The 18,650-nt window shown below is 71.4% G+C and carries 18 protein-coding genes and 1 pseudogene; 10 read left to right on the top strand and 9 right to left on the bottom strand.

All coding sequences use genetic code 11. From position 1 onward, the window contains the following. Positions 1 to 34 precede the first annotated feature (34 nt). From ACIQOW_RS38105 to ACIQOW_RS38095, 3 genes are all read right to left on the bottom strand, one after another. On the bottom strand, positions 35 to 442 hold the full coding sequence (locus tag ACIQOW_RS38105; protein ID WP_401092417.1) for a cupredoxin domain-containing protein: 408 nt from the start codon (positions 440 to 442) through the stop codon (positions 35 to 37). A gap of 95 nt (positions 443 to 537) precedes the next feature. Next, the gene (locus ACIQOW_RS38100) at positions 538 to 1,347 is read right to left on the bottom strand and encodes a ferritin-like domain-containing protein (RefSeq protein WP_401092416.1); all 810 of its coding nucleotides are present in this window, start codon (positions 1,345 to 1,347) and stop codon (positions 538 to 540) included. Further along, entirely contained in the window at positions 1,344 to 2,150 is an 807-nt protein-coding gene (locus tag ACIQOW_RS38095; RefSeq protein WP_401092415.1) for a ferritin-like domain-containing protein, read from the bottom strand. Before ACIQOW_RS38095 ends, ACIQOW_RS38100 begins: the two co-directional genes overlap by 4 nt. A 515-nt stretch (positions 2,151 to 2,665) precedes the next feature. On the opposite strand from ACIQOW_RS38095, the gene ACIQOW_RS38090 reads away from it, so the two are divergent. The 4 genes from ACIQOW_RS38090 to ACIQOW_RS38075 all read left to right on the top strand — a co-directional run bounded on the left by ACIQOW_RS38090 (position 2,666) and on the right by ACIQOW_RS38075 (position 5,756). Then, a complete protein-coding gene (locus ACIQOW_RS38090) occupies positions 2,666 to 3,250 on the top strand; it encodes a sigma-70 family RNA polymerase sigma factor (RefSeq protein ID WP_401092414.1) in 585 nt (194 codons plus the stop codon). Further along, positions 3,247 to 3,990, top strand: coding sequence for an anti-sigma factor domain-containing protein (locus tag ACIQOW_RS38085; protein WP_401092413.1), 744 nt, complete (start codon positions 3,247 to 3,249; stop codon positions 3,988 to 3,990). The genes ACIQOW_RS38090 and ACIQOW_RS38085 overlap by 4 nt, the downstream gene beginning before the upstream one ends. A gap of 368 nt (positions 3,991 to 4,358) precedes the next feature. Then, positions 4,359 to 4,649 (top strand): SDR family NAD(P)-dependent oxidoreductase, encoded by a 291-nt coding sequence (locus tag ACIQOW_RS38080; protein ID WP_401092457.1) that lies wholly within the window; start codon positions 4,359 to 4,361, stop codon positions 4,647 to 4,649. Between the two features lie 807 nt (positions 4,650 to 5,456). Then, positions 5,457 to 5,756, top strand: a complete 300-nt coding sequence (locus tag ACIQOW_RS38075; RefSeq protein WP_401092412.1) for a MerR family transcriptional regulator — start codon at positions 5,457 to 5,459, stop codon at positions 5,754 to 5,756. A gap of 137 nt (positions 5,757 to 5,893) precedes the next feature. Here ACIQOW_RS38075 and ACIQOW_RS38070 read toward each other — a convergent pair. Further along, positions 5,894 to 6,136 (bottom strand): annotated as a pseudogene (locus ACIQOW_RS38070) (transposase); the annotation flags it as partial. 451 nt (positions 6,137 to 6,587) lie between these two features. On the opposite strand from ACIQOW_RS38070, the gene ACIQOW_RS38065 reads away from it, so the two are divergent. The 4 genes from ACIQOW_RS38065 to ACIQOW_RS38050 all read left to right on the top strand — a co-directional run bounded on the left by ACIQOW_RS38065 (position 6,588) and on the right by ACIQOW_RS38050 (position 11,283). Next, positions 6,588 to 7,190 (top strand): PadR family transcriptional regulator, encoded by a 603-nt coding sequence (locus ACIQOW_RS38065; protein ID WP_401092411.1) that lies wholly within the window; start codon positions 6,588 to 6,590, stop codon positions 7,188 to 7,190. Continuing rightward, positions 7,187 to 8,950 (top strand): sulfatase, encoded by a 1,764-nt coding sequence (locus ACIQOW_RS38060; protein ID WP_401092410.1) that lies wholly within the window; start codon positions 7,187 to 7,189, stop codon positions 8,948 to 8,950. Before ACIQOW_RS38065 ends, ACIQOW_RS38060 begins: the two co-directional genes overlap by 4 nt. A gap of 112 nt (positions 8,951 to 9,062) precedes the next feature. Further along, a complete protein-coding gene (locus ACIQOW_RS38055; protein ID WP_401092409.1) occupies positions 9,063 to 10,406 on the top strand; it encodes an MFS transporter in 1,344 nt (447 codons plus the stop codon). A gap of 82 nt (positions 10,407 to 10,488) precedes the next feature. Further along, positions 10,489 to 11,283: an SGNH/GDSL hydrolase family protein gene (locus tag ACIQOW_RS38050; protein ID WP_401092408.1), complete on the top strand. Its 795-nt coding sequence runs from the start codon at positions 10,489 to 10,491 to the stop codon at positions 11,281 to 11,283. A gap of 1,176 nt (positions 11,284 to 12,459) precedes the next feature. On the opposite strand, the gene ACIQOW_RS38045 is transcribed toward ACIQOW_RS38050, so the two are convergent. Further along, a complete protein-coding gene (locus ACIQOW_RS38045) occupies positions 12,460 to 12,918 on the bottom strand; it encodes a DUF317 domain-containing protein (protein ID WP_401092407.1) in 459 nt (152 codons plus the stop codon). Between the two features lie 447 nt (positions 12,919 to 13,365). On the opposite strand from ACIQOW_RS38045, the gene ACIQOW_RS38040 reads away from it, so the two are divergent. Then, complete coding sequence (locus ACIQOW_RS38040) at positions 13,366 to 13,890, top strand: AAA family ATPase (protein ID WP_401092406.1); 525 nt, start codon at positions 13,366 to 13,368, stop codon at positions 13,888 to 13,890. A gap of 420 nt (positions 13,891 to 14,310) precedes the next feature. Further along, complete coding sequence (locus tag ACIQOW_RS38035) at positions 14,311 to 14,712, top strand: YccF domain-containing protein (protein WP_401092405.1); 402 nt, start codon at positions 14,311 to 14,313, stop codon at positions 14,710 to 14,712. 66 nt (positions 14,713 to 14,778) lie between these two features. On the opposite strand, the gene ACIQOW_RS38030 is transcribed toward ACIQOW_RS38035, so the two are convergent. The 4 genes from ACIQOW_RS38030 to ACIQOW_RS38015 all read right to left on the bottom strand — a co-directional run bounded on the left by ACIQOW_RS38030 (position 14,779) and on the right by ACIQOW_RS38015 (position 18,639). After that, positions 14,779 to 16,050 (bottom strand): APC family permease, encoded by a 1,272-nt coding sequence (locus ACIQOW_RS38030; RefSeq protein ID WP_401092404.1) that lies wholly within the window; start codon positions 16,048 to 16,050, stop codon positions 14,779 to 14,781. Between the two features lie 67 nt (positions 16,051 to 16,117). Beyond that, positions 16,118 to 16,549: an SRPBCC family protein gene (locus tag ACIQOW_RS38025; protein ID WP_401092403.1), complete on the bottom strand. Its 432-nt coding sequence runs from the start codon at positions 16,547 to 16,549 to the stop codon at positions 16,118 to 16,120. Positions 16,550 to 16,619: 70 nt separating this feature from the next. After that, on the bottom strand, positions 16,620 to 18,260 hold the full coding sequence (locus tag ACIQOW_RS38020) for an AMP-binding protein (RefSeq protein WP_401092402.1): 1,641 nt from the start codon (positions 18,258 to 18,260) through the stop codon (positions 16,620 to 16,622). A 139-nt stretch (positions 18,261 to 18,399) separates the two neighbouring features. After that, positions 18,400 to 18,639, bottom strand: coding sequence for a chaplin (locus ACIQOW_RS38015; protein ID WP_401092401.1), 240 nt, complete (start codon positions 18,637 to 18,639; stop codon positions 18,400 to 18,402). Positions 18,640 to 18,650: the final 11 nt, after the last annotated feature.

The following is an 18,650-nucleotide window of genomic DNA, read 5'->3' as shown; positions in this document are numbered from 1 at the left end:
GGTCTCCGTACGCGGGTGGGCGCTTCGTTGCCGGTCAGCTGACGGTGAGGGTGGCGTGCATGTACTGGTGGATGGCACAGATGTACGGGTAGCCGCCGGCCTTCGCCGGGGCGGCGAAGACGGCCGATGCTCCGCCGCTGACGGCCTTGGTGTCGAAGGACCCATCGTCGGCGGTGACGGTGTGGGCGGTGGAGTCCTCGTTCACCACGGTGATGCTCTGCCCCGGGGGAACGGTGAGCGTGGCCGGCTGGAACCGGAAGTCCTTGATGGTGATCCGGGCCCCGGAGGGGGCCGGGCCGGAGGAGCCGGCCGGGGCGTGGGATCCGGCCGGGGCGTGGGATCCGGCCGGGGCGTGGGATCCGGCGGGGCTCGACGAGCAGGCGCCGAGCGCAAGGGCCAGCAGGGCCGCGCTCAGGGCGGCGCGCAGGCGTACGGCGGTCACGGGTGCACTTCCATTCCGGGGTGGGGGGGAAGGTGCGTGCCCGGGCGCGGGGGTGTCGACGTCTCGCGCCCGGGCGCGCACCGCTCTGGATCTGCTCAGACGGTGAGCAGGGTGGGACTGGCCGCCTTGTCGACGGGCAGGAAGTCGTCGGGGACGGGGTACTGGCCGAGGACGTAGTTGAGGATGGCGGCGTGCATGGCCTCGACGGGGGCGATGGTGGCGGCGGTGGCGATGCCGGCGGGGCTGGTGACGTTGTAGGTCGCGAAGAGGTAGGTCTGGGCCGCCTGGTCCTCCAGCTGGAGGGCGAGCTTGGCGACGTCGCCCACGCTGGCGGCCTTGCCCAGGGCCTCGGTGGTGGCGGCCTGGTTGGTCAGCGGCACGTTGGTGATCGCGGGCTTGCCCGCCCCGGTGAGGACCGCGTTCCAGGCCTTGGCGTGGTCGGCGTGCTGAGCCATGGCGGTGGTGACGAAGGTGGCGACCGCCGGGGGGACGGTGCCGAGCTTGCCGGCCTTGGCGGCGTCGAGGGCTGCCTGGTAGGCGCCGACGGCCTGGTTCTCCAGCGCGACGGCCAGGGCCACCACCTTCAGGTCCCCGGTGTACTGGCCCGACACCGAACCGGACGGCGGCGCCGAGGAACTGCCGGAAGTGGGCGGCGCACCCGTGGGCTTGCTGCTGGAGCAGGCCGCCAGGGTGAGCGCGAGCGCGGCGCCGCCGGCCCCGAGCAGGAAGCGGCGCCGCCCGGCGTCGCGCGGCTCGTCGCCCCGGCGGGCGCGGATCTCCTCGCCCAGGTCCAGCGCGCCGGTGCGCATGGCGGGCAGCGTCGCCCGGTGGGCCTCGTCCATCTCCGCCGTGAGACGGGCGAGTTGGCCTTCGCTGATCTGGAGCTCCCAGTCGTGCGCGGTCACTTGACGGCTCCTTCGGTGATCGGCGAGGCACTGTCGGTCTTGTAGAAGGCGTCGGGGAAGCCGACGCTGCCGGCCGCCGCCGGGAGCTTGGCCGGGTCGACCGGGATGGTGACCAGGTCGGCGGCGTTGCCGGCGAGCAGCGCCTGCACGGCCAGCAGGGTGGCGCGGTGCTGGGCCTCGACCGGGGCGACGGACGCGAAGAGCTTGCGCAGGTCCGCGCTGCTCACCTGGCTCACGTTCCTGGCGTAGGTCTGCGCCGCCACGTCCTCCAGGGTGATGGCGAGCTTCACCACGTCGGCCGGGCCCTTGATGCTCGGCAGCGCCTGGTCGACGACGGCCTTGTACGTCGGGTCCGGGTCGTTCTGGGCCTTGCCGCCGGCGGCGGTCGCGGCGGCGTTGAACGCCTTGGCGTGCGCCTGGTGCTGGGCGGTGGTCTTGGCGATGAACGCGGCCACCGTCTTGTTGCCGTCCTTGATGAACGGCAGTCCGACAGCGGTCCGGTAGACGGCCACGGCGAGGTTCTCGATCGACGCGGCGGTCTGCAGCGCCATGATGTCGTCGGCCATCGAGCCGGACGGCGAGGGGCTGTCGGCGAGGGCGCGGGTGCCGCCGAGGAGCGCGGCCGTCCCGACGGCTCCGGCGACCAGCCCGCCACGCTGCCACCAGCGGCGCCGGACGGGTCCGACCGCCTGCCCGAAGTCGGTCAGCGCGCCGTGCGTGATCCGCAGCGCGTCGCTGTTCAGGTCCTGCGACTGCTCGGTGAGTTCTTCGAGCAGCCGGGTGTCGATGTGCTCTGAAGGCATCATGCTCCCGTCTCAGGCCGGAGCCCGCCGGTTCACGGGCTCGTACGTCATCCCTTCGGCGCTGCCCGCTGGCCGGCTTGCCCGGAGGGCCGGGAAACCCGGTGATTCACCTGCCCGAGTGGTGGCGGCGCATCGAATTGACTCGAAGTCACCGCCCGCTGCCCCCGGGCGACGGGGCGACTGCCGGCCGGAGCCCGCTGCCGCCCGTACGCGCGGTCCGCGCCGGTCGGGCCGGGAGCCGGGGGCCGGGGCGGGCACGGCGGCCCGGCACCGGCCGCGGGCCGGGAGACGGCGACGCGGAGGGCTCCGCCTGCCGCCGCGTGCGACGGCGGCGGCGGCGAAACTGGTGACAGCCCGGGCCAATCCGGTGGCATGCCGGTCCCGAAGGACCACATGAGTAGTCCTGTTCACCGGCCGGTGCCTTCTTTCCCCGGCCGCGTCGTGGGGAGGCCCGTGATGCCCGCCATCCGTCCGTGGGGCTCGCCGCCCGCCCGTCGTCCCCGAGGAGTGGTCGGATGAGCACCGTCGTCCACCTGTCCGGTCCCGGACGACCGGGCCCGGACCTCAAGGAGCTCCTCGCCAGGGTCGCCCGCGGCGACCAGGACGCCTTCTCCCGGCTGTACGACTGCGTGGCCGCCCCGGTACTGGGCCTGGTACGCCGGGTGCTGCGGGACCCGGCGCAGTCCGAGGAGGTCGCCCAGGAGGTGCTGCTGGAGGTCTGGCGCACCGCCGCCCGCTACCGCGCCGAGCGCGGCGAGGTGATGCCGTGGGTGCTCACCATCGCCCACCGGCGCGCGGTGGACCGGGTCCGCTCGGCGCAGGCCGCCGCCGACCGCGACCAGCGCGCCGCGGCCGCCTCCCGCACCCCCGAGTTCGACGAGGTCGCCGAGCAGGTCGAAGCCAGACTCGAACGCGACCAGGTGCGGCGCTGCATGAGGACGCTCACCGACCTCCAGCGCGAGGCGTTGACGCTGGCGTACTACCGCGGCTACACCTACCCCCAGGTCGCCGAAGTCCTCGGCGCCCCGCTGGGCACCGTCAAGACCCGCATGCGCGACGGACTGATCCGCCTGCGCGACTGCCTGGGGGTAGCCGCATGAGCACCGCCGACCCGCACACCCTGACCGGCGCCTACGCCGCCCACGCCCTCGACCCCGACGAGAGCGCCGACTTCGAACTCCACCTGACCCACTGCCCGGCCTGCTCCCAGGAAGTCGCCGAGTTCGCCGCCACCCTCGCCCGGCTCGGCGCCGCCCAGGCCGTCCTCCCCCCGCCGGCCCTCAAGACCCGTGTCCTGGCCGCGCTGCCGACGCTGCGCCAGGAGGCCCCGCGCGTCGTTCCCGCTCCGGGACGCCGGCGCGGCCGCCTCGCCGGGGGCTGGCCGAAGCTCGCCCTCGCCGCCTGCCTGGCACTCGCCGTGGGCACCGGGGCCGTGGCCGTGCGACAGCACCAGCAAGCCGGGCAGGCCCGCGCCCGAGCCGCCGCTCTCCAGCACCAGCAGGACCGCTTCGCCGCCCTGCTCACCGCGCCCGACGCCCGGACCGCCACCGGTCGTGCCGCCGGCGGGAGCGGCGTGGGCACGGCGGTGTGGTCGAACAGCCGCGGCCAGGCCGGCTTCCTGGCCTCCGGCATGCCCGCCCCGGCCGAGGGCAGCACGTACCAGCTGTGGTTCGACGACTCGGGGACGATGCGCCCGGCCGGGCTGCTGCCCACGGGTGACGGCGTCCTCCTGCTGACCGGGCCGCTGGACGGGGCACGGGGCATCGGCGTCACCGTCGAACCGGCGGGCGGCTCCGCGCACCCCACCACGCCGCCGGTCATGCTCCTGCCCTTCACCTGACCGGGCGAGCCGGATGTGACCTGGTGCCGGCGGGACGGTGGCGTGCGCGTCGCTGGGCGTGGGATCCGGGGCGGCACATGCGGTGGTCATCTTTCATGACTTGGAAAAAATCTGACGGACAATCGGTGCCTTCGATTCGCATAGGCGGAAGCAGGTCGGGGCTAGGTATCGGCACCCGTTCGACCTGGGCGAGCGCAAGGTCCAGCTCGACCCAGATGCCTTGCTCCACCCACTCGTTAAAGTACTTCGAGGCGGCTCATCGAGCCGTACTCCTCACGAAGTTTCGGCCAGGAGACGCCGGTGCGGGCCTTGGCGAAGATCCTCTTCCGCCCCTGACCCGCGCCGCCCGCACCATGGAGGCCACCACCATGGCACACCCCGCCCGCAACCGCCCCGACAGGGACCGGCCCAGGCCCGGCAAACCCGCGTCCCGCACGATCGCCCGGACCGCACTGGTCACCGGCGCCTCCCGCGGACTCGGCCTGCTCATCGCCGGAGAACTCGCGCGCCACGGCTGCCGGGTGACGCTCTGCGCCCCGCGAGGAGGACCTCCGCCAAGCCATGGAGACCATGCTGTTCGCTGGAGCAACCGCTGGATGGCCGCCCTCAACGCCTTCGACATCACCTTCGACGGGCGCCTGTCAGCCGGACGGGCGTAGGCCAACCGGCCCACGCCCGACAGCAAGATCAACACCTAGTCCAACCGGGTGTCGTACACCTAGATCGTGATAGTCCGGTGCCGGCGGGCCCGCCGGCACCGACAGGCCGCCGCCTCCGAAATAACCGTCGACTGCCGAACGGGGAAACCTGTAGTGGCGAGAGTAGACATTCCTCAGCAAGGCATGTAGTGTTCCTGGTGTTGGAAGAAGAGGACAGCAGGACGGGCAGACACGAACTGCCCGGTTGGTAGCGCAGTTGGCAGTACCAGCAGTAACGCAGGAGGCGTGCAGGCCGTCAGTACGCGGGATCCGGTCAAGGCAGAAGGATTCCCGACGGAAGACGGGTGACCTGTCAGGCGTTACGGGCCCGGTTACGCGTGGGGCCCGGGGCGGTGGCGGTCGCACACGCGTTAGACGCAGTACCGGCAGCACCCCAGCAGTTCGCAGTGCCGCAGTACGCACGATGCACATCAGAGGAGAAGGGAAGGGTTCACCCCGTCGGATCGCCCGCCACGGCATGCACTCCCGCCGGGCGGTCACCGCAGTACCCATCGTCATGGAACGTCATGGAAGAGGTGGTCCTCGGTCACGCATACGCGATCCCCGCATCCTGCCCATCCCCCGGGCAGCGCGGACACCACAGGCCGGCGAAACAGCCGGCAGCAGTAGTGCAGTAGATGGTGCAGTGAATCCACATATCCCTGGGCCCCGGCGCACAACAGCGCCGGGGCCCTCGACCCGTTTCCCGAGAAAGAAGGTGCTGGTGGAACAGGCCACCCTCACCCCGGACCCAACACGGCGGACCACATGAGCGCAGAGACCAAATTCGACGACGACGACTACCCCGCCTACACCATGGGCCGAGCCGCGGAAATCCTGGGCACCACACCGAGCTTCCTCCGCAGCCTCGACGAGGCCAAACTCATCACCCCCCAGCGCTCAGCCGGCGGCCACCGCCGCTACTCCCGCTACCAACTGCGCATCGCCGCCCGCGCCCGCGAAATCGTCGACCAGGGAACCCCCCTCGACGCCGCCTGCCGCATCATCATCCTCGAAGACCAACTCGAAGAAGCCCTGCGCATCAACTCCGAACTCCGCCGCGACTGAGCGAGCAGTCCCCAGCCCCTCACCGCTGGACCGGGCCCCGAGCACCGAGGGGCAGCGACCCACGTAGACAGCGTGGCCGGCAGCGACCAGTCGGCGGCGGTCTCGAAGCCGTCGCCCTGGTCGCGAGTTGCGGCGGACAGGTGGACGATGCAGGTCTGGACGACGGTCCGGGGCCAGACCTGCGCGACGGCGTCGGGCAGGCCGGTCAGGCCGGTCAGGCCGGTCAGGCCGTCGCAGATGAGGATGAGGCAGTCCTTGACCCCGCGGTTCCTGATCTCGGTGAGGACGGACTGCCAGTACTTGGCGCCCTCGCTGCCGCCGCTGGTCCACAGGCCCAGGATGTCGCGGTAACCGTCGGTAGCGACGCCCAGGACCACGTGGACGGGCGGTGGTGTGGATCTGCTCGGCGAAGCCGGGCTGTCGCACTTCGGAAGGGAAGGCATTCGGTGGCCAGGAGCGTCTTGAGCTGGGCGCCGGCCGTGGCGACGTGGGCGATCCGGTAGTCGCCGATGGTGATGGAGCGGTCGGCGACCGGCCAGCCGGTGTAGTGGCCTCCGAAGCGGTGTCCTGACCGCGAACCGGCGAAGGGGTGGGTCCGCGGAGCCCGCGGTGCTCATCCACGGTATGGCGACACCCCCGTTCCGTACGCCGGCAGCACCCGGTTCGCCGGCGGCCGGCCGGTCAAGGTCCACTCGTGCGTGGGGAACCAACCCGGATGTGCCTGTGTGAACTGCGGTGAACGCCCTGATAAGTCACCGCCGGATGCGTTGACGCTCCCGGGCGCCAGAAGGAAACTCTGCACATAAGTGAGTCCGCACATAGGGGGCCGGGGTGCAGTTCGAGTATGTCCTGCTGGCTTTGCTCGCCGGCCGCCCGCTCAGCGGGTACGACCTGCGCAAGTGGGTTGAGACGGAGGGCCAGTTCCTTCGGTCGCGGGCCCATCACAGCCAGATCTACCGCCTGTTGGGGCGGATGGTCCGGGACGGCTGGGTGGTGTACGAGGTCGACCCTCGGGAGGGCCGGCCCGACGCGAAGGTGTACCGGCTGACGCCGGTGGGCCGCGAGGCGCTGCTGGAGTGGGTGCACTCGCCGTACGAGCCGCCCAGCCGGTTCCAGGACGCCGACTTCTACGCACGGTTCGTCTTCGCCGCCGGTCTGGACCGGGCGGCGGCCATCCGGTTGCTCCGTACCGAACTGGACTACCGGCGCGAGCAGATCGCGCGTAGCCGGCCTCGGGACCGCACCATGCGTTTCGAGGACCCGCTGCCGGAGCTGGACCAGGAGTTGGTGCGCGAGGTCGCCGAGGAGCTGCACCAGTACGGGGCGCGGGCGGTGGACTCATGGATCGTCTGGCTGGAGCGCATGCTCCGGCGCCTTGAACGCTGGCAGCCGGGGCCGCAGGCCACGCCGGCTGGAGAGGAGAACGCCCGATGAAGGCCATCATGGTGATGTTCGACAGCCTCAACCGGCACATGCTGCCGCCGTACGGAGGCGACTGGACCCATGCCCCCAACTTCGCCCGCCTGGCCGAGCGGTCGGTGACGTTCGACAACGCCTACGCGGGCTCGATGCCCTGCATGCCGGCCCGTCGCGAGATCCACACCGGCCGGTACAACTTCCTGCACCGCAGCTGGGGCCCGCTGGAGCCGTTCGACGACTCCATGCCCGAACTGCTCAAGCAGAACGGCGTGTACACCCACCTGGTCAGCGACCACCCGCACTACTGGGAGGACGGCGGCGCCACCTACCACGGCCGCTACAACACCTGGGAGTTCTTCCGCGGCCAGGAGGGCGACCCCTGGAAGGGCCACGTAGCCGACCCCGAGATCCCCGAGGACCTGAAGCGGCTGCGCGGCGATGCCTACCGGCAGGACTGGGTGAACCGGCGCTACCTGGCGACGGAGGACGTGCACCCGCAGACGCTGACCTTCGACGCCGGCTTGGAGTTCGTACGGACGAACCAGGACTCGGACAACTGGTTCGTCCAGATCGAGACCTTCGACCCGCACGAGCCGTTCTTCAGCCACCAGCGTTACAAGGACCTCTACCCGCACGACTACGACGGCCCGCACTTCGACTGGCCCGACTACAAGCGCGTGGCCGAGACCTCCGGCCAGGTCGAGCACGCCCGGATGGAGTACGCGGCGCTGCTGTCGATGTGCGACCACTCCCTCGGGCGAGTCCTTGACCTGATGGACGAACAGAACCTCTGGGACGACACGCTGTTGATCGTCAACACCGACCACGGCCTCTTGCTGGGCGAGAAGGGCTGGTGGGGCAAGGTCGTCCAGCCCTGGTACAACGAGCTGGTCCACCTGCCGCTGTTCGTCTGGGACCCCCGGGCGGGTACGGCCGGCGAGCGGCGGGCGGCGCTGGTGCAGACGACCGACCTCGCGCCGACACTGCTGGAGTACTTCGGCATCGACCTCCCGGCCGACATGCAGGGCAGGCCGCTGCCCGTCGCCGACGACACCCCCGTGCGTGCGGCGGCCCTGTTCGGCATGCACGGCGGGCACGTCAACGTCACAGACGGCCGCCACGTCTACATGCGCGCCCCCGCCACGCCCACCAACGCCCCGCTCCAGGAGCACACCCTGATGCCCACACACATGCGGGGCCGGTTCACCCCGGCCGAGCTGGCGGACCTGGAACTCGCCGAACCGTTCACCTTCACCAAGGGCGTGCGCACACTGCGCATCAACGGGCGCACCTTCATCAACCCCTACCAGCACGGGACGCTGCTCTTCGACCTGGACGCCGACCCTCAGCAGCGCACCCCGATCCTCGACGAGGAGGCCGAACTGCGCATGGCCACCCACCTGGTGGACCTGATGCGGGCGAACGAAGCCCCGCCGAGCCAATTCGAGCGGCTCGGCCTGCCGGCCGAAGGCCCGGTCACCGAGCACCACCTCCTGGCCCGTGCCCAGCATCAGCAGGCCCACACGGCCGCGCAGCCGCTGCCCCTGCCGCAGGACTTCCCCGACAGCCGGCTCTCCCTGCGGACCCCGCTGATGACCCTGCTCGCGGACCCCGTCGCCGTCGAGGTGCTGCGCACCCACCTGCCCGGCATCGTCGACTCGGAGTTCCTGCAGTTCCTCGGCCCCACACCGCTGATCGATGTCGCCGCGCTCGCCGGCGCACTGCTGGACATCTCCGCGCTGCACGTCGTCGCGCACGAACTCTCAACGCTCTGACCGACGCGGTACGACAGAAACCGGTGACGGGGCTGCCACCCCGTCACCGGTGAGCACTCACCCCAGCCCCGCACAGTCCTCGCGAAGAACGATGCACAGAACGGGATGGCGCATGCCCAACCTTATCGACGACACCCCTCGTGGCGCCCAGCAAGCCGAACCGCCCCCGGTCCGCGGCCGCTGGAGACAGCTGTCCATCCTCGGCGGCGCCATGCTGGTCGACGGCACCGAGGCCGGTCTGGTCACCGGACTGTTCCCGGTGATCAGACAGTCACTGGGCCTGTCCCTGGGCGCCCTCGGCATCCTGGGCGCGGCGGGCAAGCTCATCGGCGTGGCCGCCGCACCGCTGTGGGTGTGGGCGGCCCGGCGCTGGTCCCGCAAGGCGGTCCTGGTCCTGACCACCGGCCTGTGGGGGGTCTGGGGAGTGGCCGCCGGGTTCTCCCAGGACTTCACCCAGCTGCTGGTGTTCCTCACCGTCCTGGCCGCCGGCTACGCCTCCGCCCCGCCTCTCGTCTCCGAGATCATCGGTGACCTGTTCGCCGCCCAGTCGCGCGGCCGCGCCGTGGGAATCCTCTACGGGGCGCTCGCCCTGGCGAGTTCGGTGCTCGGTCCGCTGATCGGCCAGCTGGCCGGGATTCCGGATGGCTGGCGCTGGGGCTTGTGGGGCGTCGGTCTCGTCAACATCCTCTTCGGCCTGGTACTGCTGGCGGGCTTCCGCGACCCCGGTCACGGTGCTTCCGAACACCAGCTCGCCGACCTCGACCGGACTGCTCGCGAGACACCGACCACGGTCGGCCTCGCCGGGGTCCGAGCGCTGCTGCGCATCCCCAGCTTCGTGATCCTGCTCGTCTCCCGGCTGCTCTCGGGCCACCTCCTCCTCGGCTCGTTCGCCGTCGTCTACCTGGTGGATGTGTTCGGCTTCACCACCCAGCGGGCCTCCGTCGTGCTGATGCCGCTCGGCATCGGCTACCTGCTCGGCACCCTGCTGGGCGGCTTCCTCGCCGACTGGGCGGGCCGCCGCAGCCCGGGCCACGGACTGCCCGCCGTCCTCCAGGCCGCCCAGATCGCCTTCGCCGCGTTCGCCTTCCTCGGCACCCAGGTCCACTACGGCGGCCTCGGCGTCTACGCCCTGCTCTTCGGGCTCATGGGCATGGCCCAGGGCGTCAACCCCGGGGTCAACCGGCCGATGGTCATGGCCGTCACCCCACCGGAACTACGGGCCACCGCCTTCACGATCTACCTGTCCATCTTCGAGGCCGTCGCCTGGGCCATCTTCAGCCTGGGAGCCGGCTTCCTCGGCCAGCACCTCGGGCTGCGCCCGGTGTTCCTGACGGTCCTCGTCTTCCTGATGCTCGCCAACGCCGCTTTCCTGACGCTCCTCCACCTGCCCTACGCGAAGGACGTGGAGCGGGTACAGCGGCAACTCGACCGTCGGCGCGAAGCAGCCCTGACCTGACCGACCACGATCCCGGCGCCGCCGTCGGCAGGCCGCCGACCGTCCGCCCCGCAGGACGCCACCGAAGCGAAGGAAGCCCAGCATGCGCCGAGCCAGGACCGCCGTTCTCTCGACCGCACTCCTCGCCCTCACGACAACCGCACTCGCCACCGACACCGCGCACGCCACCGCCACCGCCACCGACTACGTCGCTCTCGGCGACTCGTACTCCGCGGGCGGCGGGTCAGCCACCAGCTACCTCAACGGCTGCAACCAGAGCACCAACGCCTACCCGTACCTCTACGCCCAGGCCACCTCGCCGACCGCGTTCAGCTTCCAGGCTTGCGGCGGCGCCACCACCACCGACGTCCTCGACGACCAGCTCACCCCGCTCAGTACCAGTACCACCCTGGTCAGCATGACCATCGGCGGCAACGACGTCGGCCTGGCCGGTGTGTTCGGCTCCTGCCTGCTCGGCAGCGACTCCGCCTGCCTGGACGCCATCTCGTCCGCCGGGACCACCGCGAACACCCAGCTGCCCGCCAAACTCGACACCGTCTACAGCGCCATCCGTTCGCGGGCCGCGAACGCCCGCGTCGTCATCCTCGGCTACCCGCGGTTCTACGATCTCGCCGCCTCGTTCTGCCCCGGGATGAGTGCCACCAAGCGGGCCGCGCTCAACAAGGGTGCCGACGTGCTGAACAGCGTCATCCGGACCGAAGCCGCCAAGTACCCGGGCTTCGTCTTCGAGGATGTCGCGGACCGCTTCACGGGCCACCAACTGTGCGACTCCACTGCCTGGATGCACGCACTCAACTGGCCGATCGGACAGTCCTTCCACCCCACCGCCGCCGGCCAGGCCGGCGCCTACCTCCCGGCTCTGCAAGCCGGCGCCTGACACGGCACCACCGTCTGCCGGCTCCGTCCCGGACGTGCGGAGCCGGCATTCCGACCTCGCGGGAGAGCGGCCGGCGTGGCAGCTGCGCCGACCCTCACGGCCACCTCGTGACCGTCCCGTGGCCTGCCGGGTACCGACGACACGGCTGCCCGCCACAGGACGGCCGACGGCGGACGCGGCGAGGGGTTTCTCGCAGGGGACTTCTTCGCGGCGACCGTCGCAGGACTGATGCCTCCCGGGGAGTATCAGAAGGACCTGATAGTCCCGCCTCCCGGACCGCCCCGCACGGGTTCGTGCGGGGCGGTGCACCTCCGCCCCTTCCGAGCGTGCTCGACGCCCCACGCGGGACGCGTGTGCCACCCAGACCTGGAGCCCTTCTCGATCCTGGGCACTTGATCGAATACCGAGGGAGCGATCGCATTTCCCAGATGATTCCCGTCCGTGACGTCGACCGGCATTTCAAGCGCTGAACTCCCGTTCAGTCACATCGCCCTGACGGGCGGAATCTGGCCGTCCCGCCGGCATCCGATGCCATCCTGGCAGCGGAATCGAAATCGCGCGGAGAACTTCCCTCTCGGCATTCGCGTATCCCTGCCACGACGCTCGGCGGGAACCCGAGCGCGAGGCCGGGCCATTGACCCGCTCCGAAGTGGTGCCCGTGCAAGGGCTTCATCGGTGGGCATGCATGATGGGACGCGGCGCGGGGCACCGGTGGTGCGCTTTGCCGGGAGCCCCGACGCAGCGGAAATCGTGGTCGTGCTCGCCCTGATTAGCGGGACATGGGCGCAGGTCCTCCGTGGTGCGCCCCCGCGCCACCACCCGTGATCCCCTGTGGAACGCACCCGCTCTGCGGATCGCTGCGGCATCTCACGTCCCGGGCAGGCCGCCCACACTCACCGAGTCGTTGCCACGGAGCCGACGGCCCCGCACACCGAACTGTCCCTTCGCGGCTCTGGGATCTCGCCGACCAAGGCCCGCGCGGTTTCCCCGAGTTCGGCCAGCAGGACGTCGAAGCGGTCCATCGACGGATCATGCAAGCAATCTCCGGCGACCGTCAGCCGGTGACCCGGGCTCCGGTCCGCGAGAGCGATCACTTGAGCGACCGCGTCATCCGGCATCGTCCCGCTACCACGAAGGCAAAACTCCAGGAGATCTCTCCTCTCGGCATCCAGCGGATCAGCCCGGTGGTGGCGTCGGGCGAGCGGAATCGCATTTCCGAGGGGTGCTGACGTCCAGCCAGTCGGACTCGCGCATCTGGGTCACCAGGGTCGCGCAGGTGCTGTCCCTGCCCCAGAGCGCTTCGTCCTTCGCGGCGAAGCTGCTGTAGGACAGGGCGTGGGAGAAGGCGGCGGCGAAGGCGAGGGCGATCTCGTGCGGGGTCTCCAGGTCGAAGGCCGCGTGCCAGGCGCGCTCGCCCACTGCGGACTCGTATCCGGCCACCATCCAGCGGGAGTTGCGGTCCCCCGGCTCGCGGTCGAGCCGGATCCGGCCGGTGAGGCAGTCGCTGACGGCGACGCTGGTGTCGCCGTCGTCGCAGGAGTACCGGGACCAGCCCTGGTGCTCGGTGAGGAAGGCCTCGAACGCCGCGTTGGCGGTGTCCGGGTGGCCAGGCCCGGCGAGGTAGCCGGGGCTCACCACGACGTGCTAAAGCGAGAAGAGCGTGTCGAGATCCTCACCGGGGCCGGCGAGGTAACCCGGGAAGACCGCCATCGGCATGTCGTGGGACGGGTTGGTGTGCGTCATCGGGTGGTGGCTCCATCGGGTGCTGGGGCGGCCCCGGGGTGGTCCGGGGCCGCCGGGCCGGGGTTCGGCCGGGGGTGGTCGAGGCCCTAAGGGTCCTCGGGTGGCTACGCCGGTGCCGGGTCGGTTGCCTCGGCGGTGCGCTTGGCCTCCGCGAGGCGTTCCTCAACTGGTGCAGTGGGGTTTCGAGTATGGGGAGAGTTCCTTCGGCCAGGTTCTGTCCGGCGGACCGCGTGACGCGTCACGTCGGGCCGTTGTTCGGGACGTGGGCGGGGCGATCTGACCAGGATCGCGCGGATAAAGCAGTGGTCGCCTGCCCGGCCTCCCTGCCACCATCTCGGTGTGACCACGTTGTTCCTGACCGTCGGCCTGCCAGGGGCCGGGAAGACCACGAAGGCTCGGCAACTCGCCGAGGAGCACGGCGCGCTGCGCCTGACCCCCGACGACTGGATGATTCCCCTGTTCGGCGAGTCGGAGGCGGGCGGCAAGCGCGACGTATTGGAGGGGCGCATGCTCTGGCTCGCCCTGGAGGCGGTCAGGCTGGGCACCAACGTCGTGCTGGACTACGGCTGTTGGTCACGGGACGAGCGGTCCGCGATCCGCTGGCTCGTGGAGGCGGAGGGCGCGTGCTGCCACATGGTCTACCTGCCGGTGGACGATGAGATCCAACGCGCCCGGATCGCCCATCGCTGGGCGACCACCCCAGAGCAGACGTTCCCGATGACCGAGGCCGACATCCTGGACGGGAGGGCGCACTTCGAGGAGCCCGACGTGGCAGAGCTGGCAGGTCGCGGAGTCGCCAGCCCGCCCCCCGGCTGGGCGGGCTGGCGGGAGTGGGCCGCCGACCGGTGGCCGTCGTTCGCGTGACCGTTTCGGCCGATATCGGTGCGAAGTAGGGGATCGACGGCCCTGGGCCCCCTATTTTCGTCACAGACCGTAGCTACTGTCCACGTCTGCCATTACTTTCAGTGCACTTCGGGCCATCGCGCGGCGCCCCGCCCGCGGCCCACCGGGCAAGAACGCCATCTACGGCGTGCATCGCCGCCCGCGCCGAGAGCCGCCCGCGCCGAGAACTACCCCTCCTCCCGACCTAACCTGCACGGATTCCCCGGGCAGCAAGCCCTCGTCAGCGGTCCCGGACGTCAGGCCGCCTTCCACCTGGACCTCTTGTTCGCCGACTCATCCCGACCGATCCCTGAGGATCGCCCCCTAAGGGGAATAGACGCGTTCGCCGACGGGCATGGCAGATCATAGTGCAACGCCATCCGTCGTGAGAAGGTACCGATCATGAGTTTCCTGAAGTTCGCCCTCAATGTTATCTGGCTGCTTTTCTGCGGAATTTGGATGGCTCTCGCCTATGTGCTCGCCGGAATCATCTGCTGCCTACTCGTGATTACCATCCCATTTGGCATTGCTTCATTTCGGATCGCTGGCTTCATCCTGTGGCCGTTCGGGCGCACCACGGTGGAGCGGCCCGACGCCGGGGCGGCGTCCTGCGTGGGCAACGTCATCTGGCTGGTGTTCGCGGGCTGGTGGCTGGCGCTCGGGCACCTGATCACCAGCATCCCGCTGTTCCTGTCGATCATCGGGATCCCCTTCGGCTGGGCGAACCTCAAGATGATCCCGGTCTCGCTGATGCCGCTCGGCCGCGAGATCGTCCCCACGGACGCGGAGTGGGGCGCGCGGTAGCCGCCACCCACCCGTCGACGGCCGGCGCAGGGCAGCAGCCCGCGCCGGCCGCCGGCGTTCCCGGGGTCAGGCGCGGCGGGTGAGGGCCCTGCGCACGGCGTAGGCGGCGGCGCCGAGGGCGAGGACGGTGGCGCCCTGGAGGACGGAGGCCGCGGGCAGGGCGAAGGCCAGGGCGAGGCAGCCGGCCGCGCCGAGGACGGGGACGGCGCGCGGGGGCCGGCCCTCGGCGGGGGTGAGGGTCCAGGCGGCGGCGTTGGCGACGGCGTAGTAGACGAGGACGCCGAAGGAGGAGAAGCCGATCGCGCCCCGGAGGTCGCCGAGGGCGGCGGCGAGGGCGACCACGGCGCCGACGGCGAGTTCGGCGCGGTGCGGGACGCCGAACCGGGGGTGGACGGCGGCCAGGGCGTGCGGGAGATGGCGGTCGCGGGCCATCGCGAGGGTGGTGCGGGAGACCCCGAGGATCAGCGCGAGCAGTGAGCCGAGTGCCGCGACCGCCGCTCCGGCCCGCACCACGGGGGCGAGGGCCGGCGCCCCGGCGGCACGGACGGCGTCGGCCAGCGGCGCGGCGCTGTGGGCGAGCCGCTCGGGGCCGAGGACGGCCAGGACGGCGAGGGCGACGGCGGCGTAGACGACGAGGGTGATGCCGAGGGCGAGCGGGATCGCCCGGGGGATGGTGCGCCGCGGGTCGCGGACCTCCTCGCCGAGGGTGGCGATCCGGGCGTACCCGGCGAAGGCGAAGAACAGCAGGCCGGCGGCCTGGAGCACGCCGTGGAACCCGGCGTCCGCGCCGACGGCCCAGTGGCCGGGGTCGGCCTCGCCGCCGGCCAGGCAGGCGGTGACGACGGCCGCGAGCACCGCCAGGACGACGGCGACGATCACCCTGGTCAGCCAGGCTGCCTTCTGCACGCCGACGTAGTCGACGGCGGTCAGCGCCACCACGGCCGCGACGGCGACGGCGTGGGCCTGGGCGGGCCAGACGTAGGAGCCGACGGTGAGCGCCATGGCCGCGCAGGAGGCGGTCTTGCCGACGACGAAGCCCCAGCCGGCCAGGTACCCCCAGAAGTCGCCGAGCCGCTCCCGGCCGTAGACGTAGGTGCCGCCGGACCGGGGGTAGCGGGCGGCCAGCCGGGCGGAGGAGGTCGCGTTGCAGTACGCCACCAGACCGGCCAGCGCCAGCCCGGCGAGCAGCCCTGACCCGGCGGCCCCGGCGGCGGGCGCGAGCGCGGCGAAGACACCCGCGCCGATCATCGAGCCCAGCCCGACCACCACGGCGTCGGACACCCCGAGGTGCCGCCGCAGCTCCCCCGGCCCGGACGGCGGTGCCGACGACGTACTCATGAACCCGCACCACTCCCGGTCGCCCTCGGATGTCGCGCGCACGATACCGGAGCGGGGGAAACGGCGGTCAACGGCCGAGCCGGTCCTCCAGGGCGCGGAGGTCCGCGGTGAGCGCGCCGCGCACCTGGCGGGACATCAGCGGGCCGGTCAGCCGGAAGCCGCCGCGGACCCGGATGCGGGCGAAGGTGCCGGCCTGGGTGGGCTCGAAGGTGTAGGTGACGCGCATCGGCATCGGCCCGGCGACGGAGACCAGGTCGAGCACCGTCGGCGGGTCGTACCGTGCCACGCGCAGCACGTATCCGAAGGACGCGCCCAGGAAGCGCGCCGTCCTGGTGACCTCGGCCCCGGTGCCGAAGCCGCCGCCGTCGGCCTCCCGGGTGAGGGTGGCGGTGCGGATGCCCCGGGTCCACTCGGTGTCGTGGCGCCAGTCCATCGCGTAGGCGGCGACCGTGGCGGGCGGCAGGGGGATCAGGCGTTCCACTGTGACGTCGAGGGGCATGATCACACTCTCCCGCCGGGCGGGCGGCCGCGCTCCCCGGACTCACCCGGGCGGAGGGACCGCCTCCCGGTCAGAGCCCCAGGATCCGCCGGGCCTCCTCCCGCATCTCGACCTTGCGGATCTTCCCGGTGACCGTCATCGGGAACTCCTCGACCACGTGCACGTAACGCGGGATCTTGACGTGGGCGAGCCGGCCGGCGCAGTACGCGCGGAGGGCCTCGGCGGTGACCGGCTCGGCGCCCTCCCGCATCCGGATCCAGGCCATCAGTTCCTCGCCGTACTTGGCGTCGGGCACGCCGATCACCTGGACGTCGAGGATGTCCGGGTGGGTGTGGAGGAACTCCTCGATCTCGCGCGGGTAGAGGTTCTCGCCGCCGCGGATCACCATGTCCTTGATCCGCCCGGTGATGGCGAGGTAGCCGTCCTCTCCCATCACCGCGAGGTCCCCGGTGTGCATCCAGCGGGCGGCGTCGACGGCCTCGGCGGTGCGCTCGGGCTCGCCCCAGTAGCCGAGCATCACGGAGTAGCCGCGGGTGCACAGCTCGCCGGGTTCGCCGCGCGGGACGGTACGGCCGGTGGCGGGGTCGATCACCTTGACCTCCAGGTGGGGGCCGACCCGGCCCACCGTGGCGACCCTCCGCTCGACCGGGTCGTCGACCCGGGTCTGGGTGGAGACCGGCGAGGTCTCGGTCATGCCGTAGCAGATGGAGACCTGGGTCATGCCCATCCGCCCGATGACCTCCTTCATCACCTCGCTGGGGCAGGGCGAGCCGGCCATGATGCCGGTGCGCAGGCTGCCGAGGTCGTAGCGGTCGAAGTCCGGGTCGGCCAGTTCGGCGATGAACATGGTCGGCACGCCGTACAGCGAGGTGCAGCGCTCGGCGGCGACGGCGGCCAGGGTGGCGCCCGGTTCGAAGGAGGGGGCCGGGATGACCGTGCAGGCGCCGTGCGAGATGGCCGCCAGGTTGCCCATCACCATGCCGAAGCAGTGGTAGAAGGGGACGGGGACGCAGATCCGGTCCTGCTCGGTGTAGTCGAGCAACTCGCCCACGAAGTAGCCGTTGTTGAGGATGTTGTGGTGCGAGAGGGTCGCGCCCTTGGGGAATCCGGTGGTCCCCGAGGTGTACTGGATGTTGATCGGGTCGTCGGGGGACAACTCGCGCTGGCGCTCGGCGAATTCCTCGGCCAGAGCGGGCCCGGCCTGCCTGCCGGCGGCGGTCACGGTGTCCCAGGCGGGGCCGCCGATCAGCAGGACGCGCTCCAACTCGGGGCAGCGGGGCCGGACTTCCTCGATCATCCCGGCGTAGTCGGAGGTCTTGAAGCGCTCGGCGGCGACCAGCACGCGCAGGCCGGCCTGGTTCAGCACGTACTCCAGCTCGTGGGCGCGGTAGGCCGGGTTGACCGTGACCAGGATCGCGCCGAGCTTGGCGGTGGCGTACTGGGTGAGCGTCCACTCGGCGCAGTTGGGCGCCCAGATGCCGACCCGGTCCCCCTTGGCGATCCCGAGCTCCAGCAGGCCGAGCGCGAGGGCGTCGACGTCGGCGGCGAGTTCGGCGTAGGTCCAGCGGCGGGCGGTGGCCCGGTCGACCAGGGCGTCGCGGTCGGGGAAGGCGCGCACCGCACGGTCGAGGTTCTCCCCGATGGTGTCGCCGAGCAGCGGGACGTCCGAGGTGCCGGAGGCGTAGCTGCGCGGGATCGGCGTGGTCGGCACGGGCTGGCTCCTGGAGACGGCGGTGCGGGACGGGGACCATGGTCCCGGCCCCGACAGCCGTCCGCCACCCCCGAACGGGGGTACGGACACGGCGCCGGGGCCGCCCGTCGGGTTCGACGGACGGCCCCGGCGCGCGGGGTCACTCGTTGACGCAGATGTTGCCGAAGGCCGGGTTCAGGAGCCCGATGATGTTGATCGAGTTCCCGCAGACGTTGGCCTCCAGGTTGACCGGGACCTGGATCAGGTTGCCGGAGAGGATACCGGGCGAGCCGATGGCGGCACCGTTGGCGGTGGCGCTTCCGGCGGCGGCGGTCCCGGCACCGGCGAGGACCGCGGCCGCGGCGAGGGCGGTGGCGGCGAAGGTGGTACGCATACGCATTGCGTCACTCC

This window comes from Kitasatospora sp. NPDC091335 (genome assembly GCF_044757205.1).
Classification (GTDB): domain Bacteria; phylum Actinomycetota; class Actinomycetes; order Streptomycetales; family Streptomycetaceae; genus Kitasatospora.
The sequence above is the reverse complement of the archived record's forward strand: the minus strand, read 5'-3'. Positions and strand labels throughout refer to the sequence as shown.